This window comes from Acinetobacter sp. AHP123 (genome assembly GCF_023757925.1).
Taxonomy (GTDB): Bacteria; Pseudomonadota; Gammaproteobacteria; order Pseudomonadales; family Moraxellaceae; genus Acinetobacter; species Acinetobacter oleivorans.
The window spans coordinates 969,399-987,785 of sequence record NZ_CP092454.1 but is presented as its reverse complement, the minus strand read 5'-3'; the positions used below and the strand labels follow the sequence as shown (position 1 = coordinate 987,785).

Below are 18,387 nucleotides of genomic sequence, written 5' to 3'. Positions count from 1 at the left end.
CACATAAAATATAATGTGAATTTATATTTTAAACAAAAAGTATATTCATTTTTTATTAAAAGCCCCAGCTAGAAGTGTCATTTCTGAATTAGCGAGTTTAAAGGGTGAATTATAATTAATCGGAGTAAATTATGGCTGTAATGGGTACGGATAATATCATTGCAACTTTGGAATCCCACGCAAATTCAAATGGAGCTAGGGTTGCTTTCGAGTATTTAGGGCGCCAATCCGGTGGGATTCAATCTCTGACGTATGCAGAGCTGAACGAGCAAGTTCAACGTCAGGCCCAAATCTTAATGAATCTTGTAGATAGCGGTGATCGTGCCGTGTTGCTGTTTGAGCCTGGATTGGACTTTATCGTATCGTTCTTTGCCTGTTTAAAAGCTAAAATTATCGCAGTACCTGTCAGCTTGCCTTTTAACCGCAACGGTTTTTCTAATATTTTGAATATTATGAATGACTGTGAGCCAAAGATAGTACTCACAACCAAAAAGATTCTTGAGCTATCGGGTCTTATCACATTAAAAGCCCAAAACGAAAGTTTAATATTGCATGCTGTTGATGCCCAATTGCAGCGTGATTTGGTGGAAAAGGATTTTCCACATATTGCTGAAGACGATATCTGCTTCCTTCAATACACTTCTGGGTCAACTGGTTGGCCTAAAGGGGTAATCGTCACCCATAAAAACATCATGGCAAATGAAGTCATGATTGCTGAAGCTTTTGGTACACAGGCCGATGATATCGGTCTTACATGGCTACCTGTTTATCATGACATGGGATTGATCGGATCAGTTTTGCAGACTGTGTATGTAGGTCTGACCTGCTATGTAATGTCACCGCTGGATTTTATTCGTAAACCACTTAAGTGGCTGCAATTTATTAGCGAAAAAGGTGTCACGATTAGTGGTGGACCAAACTTTGCCTATGAATTGTGTCTGCATCGCATCTCGGATGAGGACGCAGCAGCGCTTGATCTGAGCCGTGTGCGTGTGATGTTTAACGGTGCCGAGCCAATCAAAGCTCATGTTATGCAAAGCTTTATGGAGAAGTTCAATACTCAGTCGAAATTGAGAATGGATACTTTCTTGCCGTGCTATGGCTTGGCAGAAGTTACGCTCTTAGTCAGTGGTGTGACTGGTCCGCTTAATGCTATTTCAATTGATCGTAAAAAGTTGAATGCCAATTTGGTGCAGACCAGTCAAGATCAGACAGCCGTGCAAATAGTAAGCTGTGGCAAGATTTCCGCACACATTGATTGCCGTATTGTCAATCCACATACCCGCAAAGAGGTAGGAGCTAATGAAGTCGGTGAAATCTGGCTAGCAGGTGAGAGTGTCACTGCGGGTTATTGGCAGAAGCCTGAGGTCAATCAGGAAACCTTTGCTGCAACCATCCTCGATAAGGCAGATAAGCCTAGTCAAGTGCACTACTTGAGAACTGGTGATATGGGCTTTGTTAAAAACGGAGACCTGTATGTGACTGGTCGCCTTAAGGATGTGATCATCATCCGTGGAAAAAACTATTACCCACAAGATATCGAGTGTTCTGTTGAAACAGCACATCCTGCTGTCCGTAAAGGCTGTGTGGCAGCAGTGAATTTCGGTAATTCTGACGGTGTCACGGTTGTGCTTGAGATCAAAAAGAAGTCGATAGACAAGACACTTAATTTTGAAACCATTAGAACTCAGGTTAAAGAACAAGTCGCGGCTGATATCGGTTTGCCTGTAGAAGGTGTTTATTTGCTGCATCAAGGTCGGATCAACAAGACCACTAGCGGAAAAATTAGAAGAAGAAAAATTAAAGAGCAGATCGAGCGCGGTCAACTGATCTGTTTAACCCATCCAAACCGTAGAACAGTGATGGCTCGAAACTATGTCAAAAATGGCTTAGAAATCATCCGTGATCGTGAGCAGCGGGGGCAACTGATTCGTTATAGCTCCAATCTACTCAACTCAATGATCAAGGAACGAGAAGTGCGCGCGCTCATTTTTAATCGATTGAAAAGTGCTTTGTTTTAATCCTTACCCTTTAATCATTTGAGCAAAAACTCATGTCACTTACATCTAATTTGCGGCAGTTTCAATCTGCTGCTCGTCTGGAGCAAATTTTAGGCTCCGTACATGATACCAATAATGATTTTTCTTGGTCCGCTGCCATTGAGCGTGATGAGAAGGAACAATACCCTCAGCGTGCTGTTGATTTTCTAAATGCCGTGGGCATGAACCGTTTTTATGTACCTTCAGAGCTTGGAGGTCGCATGGAAATTGGTGAAGAGTTGCTATATCTGCATCGTGTGCTGGCACGACGTGATCTAACCATCAACTCGACCTATAGCACGAATGCTTGGTCTGTGATCGTATGGATCGGCGGTAATGCGAACCAATGCCAAAACATTGCTGGTCGAATTTTGAGTGGTGCTGCGCCAGCGCTGGCTTATAGTGAGAAAGCGCACGGAGCTGACCTTTTATCTAGTGAAGTAACTGCACAAGCTACTGAAAGCAAGTACGTTTTAAATGGCGAAAAATGGTCAATCAATCGCGCTACTCTAGGTGACTCTTTAAGTCTGATTGCTAAAACGTCGGATGACCGTGGACCACGTAGCCTGAGTGCATTCTGGCTTGATAAGCGTCATATGGTTTCTAAGGGAACTTATAGTCTGAACCGTCTGCCAACAGTGGGTATGCGTGGGTTAGATATCAGTGGTATTGGCTTTAACAATGCTGAAATTCACAAAGATGCTCTGATCGGTGAAGAAGGTCAGGGCTTAGAGCTTGGGCTCAAGACGCTACAGGTGACGCGTGCATATTGCAGCAGCTTCTCTTTGGGTGCGGGCGATACGATGCTGCGTATCGCGACTGAGTTTGCTATCGAGCGTGAGTTATATAATAAAAAAGTAATAAGCATTCCGCTGGTGCGTGAGCAACTGGCTACAGCCTATGCCTATCTATTGGCGGCTGAGGTATTGTCACTCGTTGGTGCGCGTGGGTTACATGTTTGTATCAATCAGTTCAGCACATGGTCACCGATCATTAAGGTACTGGTGCCTGAGTATGTAGAGTCACTCGCTAAGATCACCTCCTCAGTGCTTGGGTCGCGTTTTTTCTTAAGAAATGCATATGCGGATGGAATGTACCAGAAAGCTTTCAGAGATCATCTGATTGTTAGTGTGTTTGACGGCAGTAGCACCGTCTGTCTAGACAGCCTGAGTTTTCAGCTCAAATCTGCCAATAAAGGCCGTAGCAAAAAAGTAAACCATCTCGACCAAGCCGAAGCTAAAGCACGTTATCACCAGTTATATGACTTACAGGTGAAGACGGATGCTATTGATTTTCGTGAGCTTGAGATTTTCAACCGCGATGGTGACTTGGTGATGGAATCACTCGGGACAATCATCGAAATGCTCAACGATGCCAATGTCACAGCAGGGTTGTCTGCTGAGACACTCACCACGCTACGTGAACAAGCAAACCAACTTCTGGTTGAACAGCATTCTTTGGATCAAAAAATTCAGGATTACTTCTCAAATTCTGAGCAAAGCAAAGAGTTTGAAACGTTGCGCTTTAGTCTTGCGCGTAGTTATGCAGAGTTATTTGCTCGCATTGCTGTGCTGGGTTTTTGGGTCTTCAACCGTCATGGCTTAAGACCTGCTTTACAGGATGGCGCATGGCTCATCATTTTCTTAAATACCGCTGAAGGGCAGACATCCCCTCCAATGACATCACTACGTGAAAGCACATTGGCAGATCTGCTAGACCGAATTTCAACCAACCATATGTTATCTGTCATCGATTTTGCACTGGCACCACGTGATGCCAAACCGGTTAAAGAGGAGATTACCCCATGAATAAAGATAAAGCTTACTGGAGCGCAATCATTCGTACGCTAGTAGCCAAAGAAATGCGCGTAGAGCCTGAGACGATTAATCCAGATCAAAAATTTACCAGTTACGGTCTTGATTCGATCGTTGCTTTGTCTGTGTCTGGGGATTTAGAAGATCTGACAAAACTAGAGCTTGAACCGACATTACTATGGGATTACCCGACAATTAATGCGTTGGCTGAATATCTTGTTTCTGAGTTGCAACAGGGAGTTGCTTCGTGAATAACCTTGTACGACTAGAACCAGAAGTTCTGTCACGTCATGCGATTTCTGCAGAACAGCTCGGCATCTGGTATATCCAGCGCCTTGAGTCGACCTGCAGTGCCTACAATATGGTGGTGGCCTTTGATGTGAAGGTCAACCAACCATTAGGCAGTAAGCCGATGGAGATTCTAGAAGCGGTAATGCATGATTATCCGCTGCTACGTGTAAGTATGCCTGCCAATGATCAGGGTATTGAGCAACTTATCTGGGATCGAATCTATCCTAATATCGTCTTCTCTGATGCTCGCCATGTTGAGGCATCTGATTTGACACAATTGGTCGAGCAGGATACTAAACAGCCGTTTGATCTGACTCAGCCACCGCTGTGGCGTATTCATTGTTATGAACGTGGTGAAAATCACTATGTGATTGCAGTCGTGATTCATCATGCCCTCATGGATTTCTGGTCGATTGGTCTCTTACTGCGTGATGTCGGCAAACGTTTTGGACTAGTTACAGAGTCAGACGTAGTGAACGGAATCGAGTTCGCACAGTATGCTGATAAGCAGCAGAGTACTGCGATTGACGATGTTGATGAGAGTCTAGTGTTCTGGAAAAATGCGTTACAACATGCACCACACGTACATAGCATTCCGCTTGATTATCCTCGTCCGGCTGTGCAGCAACACAAAGGTAGCTCACTGGTGTTCCGTGTGCCTGAGTCAGTGTCGTCTGGTCTTGTGAACTTAGCGAAAGATTATGAAATCACGCTGTTTGGACTCGTACTATCTGGCTTCTATATCCTGCTACACAAGCTATCAAATGAAAATGAACTCGTTATTGCTACACCTGTAGCTGGTCGACTTGAGCGCTCGTTGCGCAATGCGCTGGGGCAGTTTGTCAATACGATTGCTATTCACATGTACATTGATGCTGACCAGACTTTACGTCAATTTACACAGCAGGTTCAGGAACAATTAAGACAGAGTCTCAAGCATCAAAAAGTTGCCTTTTCCAGAGTAGTTGAAGCTGTTTCACCAAAGCGTGATGGCAGTATTAACCCATTAGCTCAGGTGGGAATGTTCTGGGAACGTCTAGGTGGCATGGATGAGTTTAAAGATCTACTCTTGCCAATCCAGACCCCAGCGACTTTGGTCGGCCAAGACCTGACCTTAGGAAGTTTTCCAGTTCGCCAGCAAGAAGGTCAATTAGATCTTACGCTGGAAATGGGCGGTGAATATCAAGGCGAATTGGTTGGTGTATTGAAATATAACTCCGAGTTATTTTCTGCACAGTCTGCCGAGAATATGGTGCAACTGCTGCAATCTGTACTATCAGAGATGGTGGCTCATCCTGAACGTAAGATCGTTGAGTTAGATATTGCGCCTGATTATGTGGATGGCATCCAGTTCGACACCCTTAGTGGACAGGCGACTGATTATCCTCAACATGATCTACTGGCAATGATTCTAAAGCAGATTGATGAGCGTGGTGACAATCATGCTTTGACCTCGAAGGATCATGCGGTTAGCTATAGTGAGTTAGGTCAACATATCGCTGGTATTGCTGAATACCTGCGTGCGCATGGCGTTACCCGTGGCGATCGTGTAGGTCTGATGTTAGATCGTACAGCTTTATTGCCAGCAGCAATCCTCGGGATCTGGGCAGCGGGAGCAGCTTATGTACCGCTAGATCCTAATTTCCCAAGTGAACGTCTACACAACATCATCGAAGATGCTGAACCTAAAGTCATCTTAACTCAAACCGAGTTGATGGATGCTCTTAACGTTTCTGTGCCGCGTTTAGATATCAATCAAGCTGGCGTTGTGCCACTGGAGCAAGTGCGCGAGACGCTGGCCTTTGGTGAAACCGCTTATGTGATGTACACCTCAGGCTCGACAGGTAAGCCTAAAGGTGTGCGTATTGGGCATCCTTCAATCATCAATTTCTTACTATCTATGAATGATAGGTTGCAAGTAACGACTGAGACTCAGTTGTTAGCAATCACCACTTATGCATTTGATATCTCGATTCTTGAGTTGCTGATTCCGCTGATGTACGGCGGTGTAGTGCATGTTTGCCCACGTGAGGTACCACAAGACGGCAATCAATTGGTGGATTATCTAAATACTAAATCTATCAATGTTTTGCAGGCAACACCGGCTTCTTGGAAAATGCTCTTAGATAGCGAGTGGAGCGGCAATACAGGGTTGACTGCACTCTGTGGAGGCGAAGCACTAGATACTATTCTTGCAGAAAAACTGCTGGGTAAAGTCGGCTGTCTCTGGAATGTCTATGGACCAACCGAAACTACAGTGTGGTCTAGTGCAGCTCGTATCACCGATGCAAAGTGTATTGATTTAGGCGAACCACTGGCGAACACCCAACTTTATGTGCTTGATGAACAGCAACGTTTAGTCCCACCGGGCGTCATGGGAGAGCTTTGGATTGGGGGTGATGGTCTAGCAGTTGATTACTGGCATCGACCTGAACTGACAGATGCTCAATTTAGAACTTTGCCATCTCTACCAAATGCTGGTCGACTCTATCGTACCGGAGATAAAGTCTGTCTGCGTACAGATGGAAGTTTGACTCATCATGGACGTCTAGATTTCCAGGTCAAGATTCGTGGATTCCGTATTGAACTAGGCGAAATCGAGAATGTTATCAAACAGATCGATGGTATCACCGATGCAGTTGTATTGGTTAAGAGTACAGCCAGCAACGACCAGAAACTGGTGGCTTATTTAACTGGACATGAGATTGACATTGCTAGTTTGAAAAAGACGATGCAAATCCATCTACCAGCTTACATGGTACCAAATACGTTTATGACGTTGGATGAATTTCCAATGACGGCCAACAATAAGTTGGATCGTAAAGCGTTTCCTGAGCCTGTGTTTGAACAAAGTAACGATTATGTTGCACCACGTGATCCGATTGAAATTGAACTCTGTACTACTTTTGAGCAGATTTTATCGGTTAAACGGGTTGGTATACATGATGACTTCTTTGACTTGGGTGGACATTCGTTACTTGCTGTGAAGCTTGTTAATCACCTTAAAAAAGCATTTGGCACCGAACTATCAGTTGCTTTGTTGGCCCAATATTCCACTGTGGAGAGTTTGGGTGAGATCATTCGTGAAAATAAAGAAATTAAGCCTTCTATTGTAATTGAACTACGCCGTGGAACTTACGAGCAACCACTGTGGTTGTTCCATCCAATTGGTGGTAGCACCTTCTGTTATATGGAGCTTTCGCGCCATCTCAATCCGAAACGTACCTTGCGTGCTATTCAGTCTCCTGGACTGATTGAGGCAGATGCTGCGGAAGTGGCAATCGAAGATATGGCAACGCTCTATATTGCTGAAATGCAAAAGATGCAGCCTGAGGGACCTTATTTCCTTGGTGGATGGTGCTTTGGCGGTGCGATCGCCTACGAGATCAGTCATCAGTTGCGTCAAATGGGACAGCAGGTCACAGGTATTGTCATGATCGATACCCGTGCTCCAATTCCAGAGAATGTGCCTGAAGATGCTGATGATGCGATGCTTTTGTCTTGGTTTGCCCGTGATTTGGCTGCGCCTTATGGCAAGAAGTTGACGATCCCAGCGCAATACTTGCGTGAATTGAGTCCAGATCACATGTTTGATCATGTGCTTAAAGAAGCCAAGGCCATTAATGTCCTGCCTCTAGATGCAGACCCATCAGATTTCCGACTTTACTTTGATACCTATTTGGCGAATGGCATCGCACTCCAGACCTATTTCCCAGAGCCTGAAGAGTTTCCGATTCTTTTTGTGAAGGCCAAAGATGAACCAGAAGATTTTGGGGAAAGCCTAGGTTGGGATCAATTGGTTAAAGACACCTTTAAACAGGTGGACCTTCCTGGTGATCATTCATCAATTATGTACGCTGAGAATGTCGTGGCTGTTGCCCAGACAATTGATCAGATGTATCCAATTCCCGCATAAGAAATACAAGAAGGTAGAACCACTATGGTGACCATAGAACATGCTTTCCTCATACCGGCCGAGATTGACAAGGTTTTTAACTATCTTGCAAACCCGGCCAATGATGCAGGTTGGCAATTGTCGTGTAAGCATTCTGAACTGCTAGACAATACTCCACGTGTGGGCAGTAAGTATGAAATCGGCTTTAGCTTTATTGGTCGTGAGATGTCCTTTAAAGGTGAAATTACACATCTAGTACCGAATGAATTGTATGCGTTTAAAGTAGTGGAAGGACCCTTTCACTACACTGGAACTTACCGTTTCAAACCACATGCAGAAGGCACCTGGATTGAATGGGTGTTTGAGGCAGAGCCAGGCAGCTTTTTTGGTGTATTGCCCCCAGCACTGCTAAAAAAGATGGTTCTTGCTCAGTTTAAAAAAGATGTTGCTAATCTTGAGGCATTGGCTCAGAAGGGTGAAGCCTATGAGTCGGTTGGCAACGATGGTAAGCAAACGCATGAGACCAATAGTAAACCACTTCGTAAAACTCATCAGATGATGGAACAATACGCGCGTTGGATTCTCAGACATCGCCGTATTGTACTGACTGTGGTGATGCTTTTAACGCTTGCCTTGGCATATCTCGCATCTGGCGTAAAAATTATTATTGATCCAGATGCGCTTGCCCCCAAAGGTCATCCTTATATCACCTCCACCAAGCTGATTGAAAAGAAATTCGGCTCCAAGTACATGGTCGTGATCGGTATTACGCCGAAGCAGGGTGATATTTATCAGCCGCAAGTGTTAGAAAAAGTTAAACGTATTACTGAAGAAGTTGATAATGCTCCGGGCGTGGTTCGATCTACTCTAATGAGTCTGGCTGCACGTCAGGCCAAAGGGATTACCGCTAATTCGGATGGATTTGATGCCAAGAAACTACTGCCGAATAGTTCTGTGACCGAGAGTGATGTCGATCACCTGAAAAAACTGCTGGTACTGAATCCAATCTATATGAATTCGGTAGTATCTAAAGATCAGAAAACTGCTGCTATTTTGCTTGAGCTTGAGGAAAGTCCAGAGGGCTTCCAAAAGATGATGGGCCCGATCAACAAAATCGTAGCCGCTGAACAGTCTAAGGATATGACCATCAGTGTTGGTGGTAATCCAGTCTATTTAGATAAAGCCGAAGATTATTCTAAGCGTATCAATATCTTGTTCCCAATTGCCGTGTTGGTTATTGGATTATTGCACTTCGAAGCATTCCGCAGTAAACAAGGTTTGATCCTGCCATTAGTTACAGCATTGCTGTCTGTGGCATGGGGTATGGGCATGATGGGGCTGTTCAAACAGCCGATGGATATTTTTAACTCTCCTACACCAATTCTGATTCTGGCCATCGCGGCAGGGCACGCCGTGCAGTTGCTCAAGCGATACTATGAAGATTTTGATCGCCTGATTGCCCAAGGGATGGAGCCTAAAGCTGCAAATAGCGAAGCCGTGGTGCAGTCTATGGTTCGTGTTGGTCCGGTTATGATACTGGCTGGCGGAATTGCAGCGGCTGGATTCTTCTCTCTGTTGACTTTCAATATTCCGACCATCCGTTCATTCGGTATTTTTACAGGAATCGGGATCATCAGTACGCTGATCATTGAGATGACTTTTATTCCTGTACTTCGCTCAATGTTACCACCGCCTTCGGTTACCAAGGTTGCACGCAAAGGTTTACCGATCTGGGACTGGATTCCAAAACGCATTGGTGATGTGATTTTGTCAGTTCGTCCGCGAATGATGCTAATGACTGTGATTGCAGTACTGGGCGTTTTTCTTGCTCTCGGCACGAGTCGTATTGTGGTGGATAACGATAGTCGCAACTTCTTCTCGCGCGATCTACCAATGCAGCAAGACGACAGATTCTTGAATCAGTCTCTTGGTGGCACAAACAGTCTCTACATCATGGTCGATACCAAAGTTCGTGATGGTATCGAAAACCCAGAAATCCTAAAAGCGATTGATAATACAGAGAAGTTCGCGAATTCAATTCCAGAAGTTGGTAAAACCATCTCTATCGTGGACTATATCAAAAGAATGAATCAGGCAATGAATGCCGATCAGCCACAGGCATTTCAGGTTCCAGTAACTAAAGATGTGGTTGCTCAGTATCTGCTGTTGTATTCAATGTCTGGTGAGCCGACTGATTTTGAATCTTACATTGATACAACTCAGCGCTATGCCAAGATCACGATTCTGTTAAAAACAGGTAGTAATCACCGTATTAAAGAAATCCTTGAGTCGCTAAAAACATATATGGCGGGTCAATTGGGTGATAAAGCTGTTGTGAGTTTCGGTGGTGATGTGACTCAGACCATTGCTTTAACTGAAACGATGGTTCACGGCAAGCTGATGAATATTCTACAGATTTCATTTGCCGTATTCTTTATCTCTGCGCTAGTTTTCCGTTCGTTCTCTGCTGGACTCATTGTCCTGACACCACTTCTATTCTCGATTCTTGCGATCTTTGGTGTGATGGGCTGGCTCGATATTCCGCTCAATATTCCGAACTCTCTGATCTCAGCCATGGCGGTTGGTATTGGTGCAGATTACGCCATTTACTTCCTCTATCGCTTGCGAGAAATCTTGAGTGAAGAGGGCAGTGATATCAAAGATGCTATTCGTAAAACTTTAAGTACTGCTGGTAAGGCTTCGCTTTTTGTTGCGACTGCTGTTGCTGGTGGGTATGGCGTATTGTCCCTATCGCAAGGCTTCCATGTGCATCAATGGCTAGCGATGTTTATTGTGATTGCGATGCTTTTCAGTGTATTTGCAACCTTAATTATGGTACCTACAATGATTCTAATGTTGAAACCTCGTTTTATCTTTCCCTCAAATAAGAAGAACATTACCGTTGCACAAACTGTTGTGACAAGTCTCTTGTTGGGTACGGCGCTCACAATGTCGATGCCTAAAACATCTCATGCAGATGAGGTTCAAGACATTGTTAGCCGTAGTGATGATGCCTCTAAGTTCTTGTCTTCAAGTGCTAGTGCTAAATTTGTGCTGACATCTAAAAGCGGCGAGCAACGCGTACGTTTGACTAAAAATATGACTAAGCTTGCTGGAAATACTCAAAACAATATGCGTTTGACTGAATTCATCTCACCAGCAGATGTACAGGGAACCACGACGCTGTTGATTGAGAATGCAAAAGGCAGTGATAGCATGTTTGTCTATTTACCTGCATTGAAAAAAGTACGTCGTTTGGCATCAGCGAATAAGGGTGATGCTTTTATTGGTACGGACTTTAGTTATGGTGATGTACTTGGCTATAAGCTAAGTGACTGGAAGTACACTAAACTGGCAGATGGCAAATTTAATGGCAAAGATTGCTATACGATTGAAGCAACGCCAATCAATAATACTGTGAAGAGTGACTTTGGTTATAGCAAACGTCGCATGTGCATCCTCAAAGACAACTTTGTTACAGCAACTATCGATATTTGGGATACTGCAGGTAAACCGTTAAAGCATATTGAGTTCACCGATATCCGTCCTTACGGCAAAGTGAAACCAAGATGGCAGGCCATGAAATCTATGGCGAAAAATCTGCAAACTCAGCATATGACACAAGTGATCGTTAATGATTTTGTCGCAGAGAAAACCTTATCCGATAAGCTTTTCTCACCGCAGAGTCTTGAAAAATGACGCAAGGTGCCTATTGGGTATTTGCATGCTGCAGTAGCTTTATGCTACTGCAGCATGCTCATGCAGATGACAGCGAAATTAGTTTTGTAAGCCAGAACTCAGCCAGACTCGATGTGTGGTCATCAGATCGTGATTTAAGTTCGTTAAAAAACATTGGACAAGCAAGCTTCTGGTCCAATGGTACGCTCAAGTTTAATCCAGAGTTTAAGATCCATTACGACATAAATATTGGAGACGAAACGGACCATACTGTAAACCCAGATCAGGTGAGTAAGGTAAATCGCAATTTACGTGAGTTGTATGCCTCTTATAACTGGGATCAGACAGTCTATGTCGATGTTGGTCGCCAGATTGTAGTCTGGGGGAGAGCTGATGGGATTAACCCAACAGATAATCTATCACCCCGTGACTATACGCGCCTAGTACCAGATGAGACAGATCAACGTCTTGGAAATGATGCAATCAAATTGACATATATTCCTGAATCAGGAACCAATAAATGGACAGCATTGTGGTATCCGCGTAGTCGTTCAGATGTGATTCCATTGCGCCAGTTTTCTGGTGTCCAGTATGAAATAGATAAGAAGAGCCGACCTGCATTTGCAATGCGCTGGGATTATTCTGTAGATGGTCTAGATGTTGGGGCATCGTATTTCTCAGGTTTGGATCACATGCCCGATCTGTCAATTCTTTCTGCATCTCCAACAGGGGAGGCAACATTGCAGCTGAAAAATAATCCTATGTCTGTCTATGGATTTGATTTCAGTTATAACCACAACGATATCGTATGGCGCGGTGAAGCGGCATATACCCATACTGACTCGAATGGTAGTGAAGATCTTACGCACAAAAAAAATAATCTGACCGTGGTCATGGGGCCAGAATTAGCATTGAAGAATTCCACGCTGAGTTTGGTCGGCGTATACAAACATACGGAGGACTTTAGATCTGCCGATAGCCTAACAAATCCAGTATTGAGCGCAGTCTACCGTTATCAGCAAACAATCAGTGACCAATATCAGCAGAACCAGTATGGAGCTATGCTGCGCTATGCACTTAACTTACTGAATGATAATCTGAAATTAGAAGTAACAGGATTCTACTTTGCACCAGAGCCTAATGAATTGTTGAGAGTACGTATTAATTACAGCCTTGATGATCACTGGCAATTGAATGTAGGTGGAGATCGCTTCTGGGGTAGAAATGATACGGTGTTAGGACAATTTAGAGATAACAGTCTGGTGTATGCCCAGGTTCGATATAATTTTTAAGATAATTCGCTCCAAAACAATGCTGGGAGTGCCCAGTCCCTAATAAGGTGATTTATGGATAATTTAAATAACGCAAAAAAAGATAATTTTTCACGGAAGACCATATTAGTAACAGGTGCAGCAGGTTTTATTGGTAGCAGACTGATCGTTGATCTTCTGCGTGAAGGTCATCAGGTGATTGCTGCGCTGCGTAATGCCGCAACCAAGAAAGATAAGCTGTTAGGTTTCATTGCAACAGAAGGGCTAGTCGATCCGTCTATTTCGTTTGTCGAATATGATTTAAGCCGCGATTTTAAGCTGGACTCTCTGCTAGCGGATGCTCAGGCAAAGATCCATGTGATTTATCATCTTGCCGCATCCTTTAATTGGGGCATTAGCAAAGCCGAAGCTGAGCGTACCAATATTAAGTCAGGACTTGCCTTGATTGAATGGGCTGCAACATTGAAGCAGCTTGAGCGATTTATCTGGATTGGTGGATATCGTGTGGCTACTCCGCCACAAGAGTCGGCTGATGAGTTGTATTGCAAACATGGTGGCTATGAAGCTTCAAAAATCTTGGGTTATCAAGCTTTTATTGAGGCTTGTAAGCGTTTAAATGTGCCATGGACTGCAATAAATCCAGCGACAGTCATTGATGGTTTTTATAACTATGGCGATATGCAATATATCGGTGTTGCTGACATGATTGATAAGCTCTATCAGGGACGTCTGCTGGCATTGCCTGGTGGTCGTGACACATTCCTGCCACTATGCAATATGCAGTATATCGTGAGCTTTTTGATTCGAACGATGTCTTATCCTGAGACTATTGCTCAGGAGTATATGTTGCTTGATCCTGCGACGCCGAAATTTCATCGCCTCGTTCACCTAGCTGCCGAGCATTTGGGAGTCAGCACACCACACTTACAAGTACCCAAAGGTCTATTAGAGAAATTACCTGAGGTATTGCTTGATGGTTCTAAAGAACAACTCTCTTTCATTTCTACCGAGCACTATCATGTTGCTGGGGCAGAGGCGATGGCAGCGAAAATGGGCATCGCAGACCTGATCAATGTCACTCCTTATTTTTCTCGTTGGATTGATCGTTTGGTGCTTACACGCTTTGGCCGTATGCAAGTATCAACACCAAGTCATTTCAGCTATCAGAATCGATATTGGACAGAAATCTATACTAAACAGCCGATTAGTTCTGATACATCATCTGCATTATTTTTACATGGAATCCCATTTGATAGTGCATGCTGGTCTCCAATCATCAATAAAATCACATACGATCAGGTCGCTATGATGGATCTGCCGGGACTTGGGCGTTCAGGCAGTTATGAGATGATGGAAGACAACAACCATCAATTTATTGATGCCGCTGCAAAGCTTTTAGCGCCAAATAGTGTTGTTATTGCACATTCGTTAGGATGTCTTTTTGCGTTGAATCTTGCAAAGAAATATCCAGATAAAGTCGCACGTCTTATCCTCATATCGCCTTATTTTGTTCAGGCACAGGCCGCTAAAATGTTTCAGATACAAGCTATATCTAATCTGATTTTCCGTTTTGTGCCAAAAGATATGATTGCTAAAGACCTACATCCAGATGGACAACAAAATCCGTCTGTTGGTTATGCGATGGATTCATTACGTCGAGTGTCGGTAGCTAAGCATATTAGTGAGTATATGCACCGTATTAGTTTGCCGCAGCAGCGAACAACTCAGACAGCTTTGTTAAACGAACTTAGTTCTAAAGTTGAAATCATTGTGGGAGATAAAGATCCAATTGTTACCACAATAAGCTCAGATATCCCTATACATATTATCGCTGGCGCAGGCCATAATCCGCACGTTACACATGTAGATGCGGTTTCTGACTATCTCGCACCTGTTCTGATGAAATACAACAGCACTACTGCTTCCTAATGTCTGATCGTGCCCAAGTGCAGGTTTATGTCTGCCCAGTTTCACGGGTACCACAAGACCATATGGTATTGAGTCATTATCTCGGCTTTCTCAGTTCGGCAGAGAAGCTGAGATATAATCAATATCATCCTAAGGCGGCTCGCCTTTTCTTGATCTCTCGCGTATTAGTAAAGACTGTCTTGGCGGATAAGCTAGGCATCTCACCTCATCAAGTTAATATTCAATTACATCCCAACGGCAAGCCTTTTGTACAAGGTAGCAAGGCTGTGTATTTTAATCTTACTCACTCAGCAGACGTTATTATCCTCGCTGTGACTGAAGAAGGGGAAATAGGAGTGGATATTGAACAAGTGGATCGTGAGTTCGAGTGGATGCGTGTTGATAGTGTGTTAGCACCGATTGAAATTGAATGGATTAAAGAGAATGAACTCACTGATCCATTCAGTGTATACCAGCGGTTTTTTCAAATATGGACCTTAAAAGAGGCTTATATCAAATATACTGGCGAAGGAATGAGCCGTCATTTAAAGAAGCTCAACTTTCATGTGTTGCCTGAGCATATACAATTTCTCGACTCAACCAATGATGCTCAAAAGACAGAAGAGTATTATTTTGAAAGCTATATATACGATTCTAACTTCATCTTTTCTATATGTTTACAACAAAGTTTTAGCCTAGAAAGATTTAGTTTAGACTGCTTTCAATTATTACCCTTTATATCTAGGCATCGAATAACTCCAACGCCTTGTACATATAGCTAGATTGAACCGTTATAACTGATGATTTAAAAAAGTAAATCTAGTAATGAAATATTTGGCTTTGAGCTGGGCCATGCTATTCACAATAAAGTATGTTGTGAATAGATAGACTGTAAAAATTATGAATCAATAAAAAGAAAAAAGCCCCAGTCTTTCGACTAGGGCCTTTTAAATTTGGAGCGGGAAACGAGACTCGAACTCGCGACCCCAACCTTGGCAAGGTTATGCTCTACCAACTGAGCTATTCCCGCATATATAAGCAGTTTTTACGAAAACTTTCTCAAAAAAAACCAATTTGGAGCGGGAAACGAGACTCGAACTCGCGACCCCAACCTTGGCAAGGTTATGCTCTACCAACTGAGCTATTCCCGCGTGCCGCTTATAATACATTAAGCGAAACATGGGTCAACAACTTTATGCAAATAAATATGCTGATTGCATAAAATAAAAACAGAAATGAGCAATTAGATGTATTTTTATCGTTAAGTTGCCGAATAAATAGACATTTTGTTTGGGGTCAAAGCATACAAGAGCAACTTTTGTTTGTGTGTAGACAGGGTATACTAGGTTCAAATATACGAATAATCGTAAAGGAAAAGCTATGAGCCTTGAACAACAATTGATTGAACGGTTACAAACCCTTGCACCTAGCCATTTGGAAGTTATTAATGAGTCGGCTGGACATGGTGGTTATTTCCCAGGTAAAGAGTCACATTTTAAAGTGATTGTAGTGAGTGAAGAATTTAACGGATTACGTTTAGTTCAACGTCATCAAAAAGTTTATGCCTTAGCTTCAGACTTAATGAATCCAGGTCAAATTCACGCTTTAGCAATTCATGCCTATTTACCAAGTGAGTGGCAAGGTCAGGCGCCTGCTAGTCCAGAATGTGCACATGCACCTAAAAGCTAAGGGCTAATTTCATGGATGCACATTTACTCACTAAAATTATTCATATGACTGCGGTGGCTGCCGCACTTATGGTTTTTGTCTTACGCGCTTCAACTCTGTTTGTAGGCGTGCAAGGAGAGCAACCAAACCCCGCGGGACGTAAAATATTAGTTGCCTTACAACATTTGTCGTTTACCGTAGTTTTTATTACGGGCGCAATTTTATTAGTCATGAAAGACTTTCAGGTACAGCCATGGTTTTACGCTAAAATTATTCTATTTTTAGTCTTGTTATCTTCTCTGGCGAAAGCCTTTAAAAAAGATGACACTCTTTTATTGGCGCAACGTGGGGCGGGTTTAATCATTAGTGCGATTGCATTTATTGCTATTATTATTTTAGTGATTGTGAAACCTGTTTTTGCTTAATTGTTCTACATTCTTTGCCTTTTTGCTTAAGCTCTAGGTTAAACTGCGTACAGTAAAAAAATATGCAGAGGGAAACATGTTAACTCGTGTGGTGTTTAACCAAAAAGGCGGTGTAGGGAAATCAAGTATTACTGTAAATTTGGCCGCAATTAGTGCCAAACATGGCTTAAGGACATTGGTCATTGATCTTGATCCTCAAGCCAACTCTAGTCAGTACCTTTTAGGGGATGACGCAACCTATTCTGCTGAAAAATCAATTTTAGAACCAAATATTGAAAATTTCTTTGATGATGTGTTGGGGAACAATCAACAAAAGGGTTTAATCGGTAATGCATTAGGTTCGATTTTAAAAGCCCCACGAAATAAAGATATTGATAGCTTTGTACACTCAACTCCCTTTACAAAATTAGATGTGCTTCCTGCTAGCCCGACACTTGGTGCTCTTGAACATACTCTTGAAAGTAAACATAAAATTTATAAACTACGTGATTCAATTCAAAACTTAATTGGACGATATGATCGGATCTATATAGATACACCACCTGCATTTAACTTTTTTACTTTATCGGCACTCATAGCAGCAGATAAAGTCTTAATTCCCTTCGATTGTGATGTCTTTTCAAAGCGCGCGTTACAAACATTGATTGAAAATGTTCTCGAAACGCAAGATGATCATAATGATCGCTTGGAAATTGAAGGAATTGTCGTCAACCAATTTCAAGCTCAAGCAAAATTACCTCGGGAAGTGGTTCAGCAGTTGAAAGATGAAGGGTTGCCTGTACTTAATAGTATGTTACCGCCTTCGGTTTTAATGAAAGAATCGCATCAGAAAAATTTACCTTTGGCTCATTTGGCACCAGAACATAAATTGACTCAAGCTTATGAGACATTGTTTGGTGAAATTGAGCCAAAACGATAAGAGAAAAATGATGAAAGGCTTATATATTGCGCCTTTGGTGGCAGCCACTTTATTACTCGGCGCTTGTGCTACGACGGTAAAACCGACTTACGTGTCTCCGACTCAATATCAATCTTTGGGCTGTCAGCAGCTACAAAGTGAATATAACCGTATCCAACAATATATCGATAATGGCGTACAAACTCCGAAAAGTACCGGTATGGGTGTTGGACTTGGACTCGGCGGTGGTTGGGGACGAGGCGGTTGGGGATTCGGTCCATCTATCTCTGTAAATATGGGACAATCTTCCTCAACGAAAAATACCGAACTTTCACGTGTTTTAGGTCAGCAAGAAGCAATAGTTCAGGCTGCTCAGTTTAAAAATTGCCCGATTATTATTCGAAAAAAGACGAATTAATAGTCGATTTTGCATCACAATATGCTAATTAAGGCATATTGTGATGAATAAAGTTTAGCAAAATGTTTCATAATAAAATTAA

General features: G+C 42.9%; 12 protein-coding genes and 2 tRNA genes. 12 read left to right on the top strand and 2 right to left on the bottom strand.

What is annotated here, in order from left to right:
- The first annotated feature begins 131 nt into the window (after positions 1-131).
- From MJX77_RS04715 to MJX77_RS04680, 8 genes are read left to right on the top strand one after another with little or no spacing between them, the layout of a single operon-like run.
- Positions 132-2,021, top strand: a complete 1,890-nt coding sequence (locus MJX77_RS04715; protein WP_252060650.1) for a fatty acyl-AMP ligase — start codon at positions 132-134, stop codon at positions 2,019-2,021.
- A gap of 50 nt (positions 2,022-2,071) precedes the next feature.
- Positions 2,072-3,847, top strand: coding sequence for an acyl-CoA dehydrogenase family protein (locus tag MJX77_RS04710; protein WP_252061311.1), 1,776 nt, complete (start codon positions 2,072-2,074; stop codon positions 3,845-3,847).
- A complete protein-coding gene (locus MJX77_RS04705; protein WP_004795344.1) occupies positions 3,844-4,104 on the top strand; it encodes an acyl carrier protein in 261 nt (86 codons plus the stop codon). Before MJX77_RS04710 ends, MJX77_RS04705 begins: the two co-directional genes overlap by 4 nt.
- Complete coding sequence (locus tag MJX77_RS04700) at positions 4,101-8,060, top strand: non-ribosomal peptide synthetase (protein ID WP_252060649.1); 3,960 nt, start codon at positions 4,101-4,103, stop codon at positions 8,058-8,060. Before MJX77_RS04705 ends, MJX77_RS04700 begins: the two co-directional genes overlap by 4 nt.
- 24 nt (positions 8,061-8,084) lie before the next feature.
- Complete coding sequence (locus MJX77_RS04695; protein WP_252060648.1) at positions 8,085-11,738, top strand: outer membrane lipoprotein-sorting protein; 3,654 nt, start codon at positions 8,085-8,087, stop codon at positions 11,736-11,738.
- Positions 11,735-13,009 carry a DUF1302 family protein gene (locus MJX77_RS04690; protein ID WP_252060647.1) on the top strand — a complete coding sequence of 425 codons (1,275 nt, stop codon included), beginning with the start codon at positions 11,735-11,737 and terminating at the stop codon, positions 13,007-13,009. Before MJX77_RS04695 ends, MJX77_RS04690 begins: the two co-directional genes overlap by 4 nt.
- A 54-nt stretch (positions 13,010-13,063) precedes the next feature.
- Positions 13,064-14,917, top strand: a complete 1,854-nt coding sequence (locus MJX77_RS04685) for an alpha/beta fold hydrolase (protein WP_252060646.1) — start codon at positions 13,064-13,066, stop codon at positions 14,915-14,917.
- Positions 14,917-15,678, top strand: coding sequence for a 4'-phosphopantetheinyl transferase family protein (locus MJX77_RS04680; protein WP_252060645.1), 762 nt, complete (start codon positions 14,917-14,919; stop codon positions 15,676-15,678). Before MJX77_RS04685 ends, MJX77_RS04680 begins: the two co-directional genes overlap by 1 nt.
- Positions 15,679-15,850: 172 nt before the next feature.
- On the opposite strand, the gene MJX77_RS04675 is transcribed toward MJX77_RS04680, so the two are convergent.
- Positions 15,851-15,926 (bottom strand) — tRNA-Gly (locus MJX77_RS04675).
- Between the two features lie 45 nt (positions 15,927-15,971).
- Positions 15,972-16,047: transfer RNA gene (locus tag MJX77_RS04670), tRNA-Gly, on the bottom strand.
- 229 nt (positions 16,048-16,276) lie between these two features.
- Between MJX77_RS04670 and MJX77_RS04665 the strand changes: the two genes are divergently transcribed.
- The 4 genes from MJX77_RS04665 (at position 16,277) to MJX77_RS04650 (ending at position 18,305) form a co-directional block, all read left to right on the top strand.
- Complete coding sequence (locus MJX77_RS04665; protein ID WP_000051228.1) at positions 16,277-16,585, top strand: BolA family protein; 309 nt, start codon at positions 16,277-16,279, stop codon at positions 16,583-16,585.
- 11 nt (positions 16,586-16,596) lie between these two features.
- Positions 16,597-16,989 carry a SirB2 family protein gene (locus MJX77_RS04660; RefSeq protein WP_252060644.1) on the top strand — a complete coding sequence of 131 codons (393 nt, stop codon included), beginning with the start codon at positions 16,597-16,599 and terminating at the stop codon, positions 16,987-16,989.
- A 76-nt stretch (positions 16,990-17,065) separates the two neighbouring features.
- Positions 17,066-17,908, top strand: a complete 843-nt coding sequence (locus tag MJX77_RS04655) for a ParA family protein (protein WP_252060643.1) — start codon at positions 17,066-17,068, stop codon at positions 17,906-17,908.
- A gap of 10 nt (positions 17,909-17,918) precedes the next feature.
- A complete protein-coding gene (locus MJX77_RS04650; RefSeq protein ID WP_252061310.1) occupies positions 17,919-18,305 on the top strand; it encodes a hypothetical protein in 387 nt (128 codons plus the stop codon).
- The last annotated feature ends 82 nt before the right edge of the window (positions 18,306-18,387 follow it).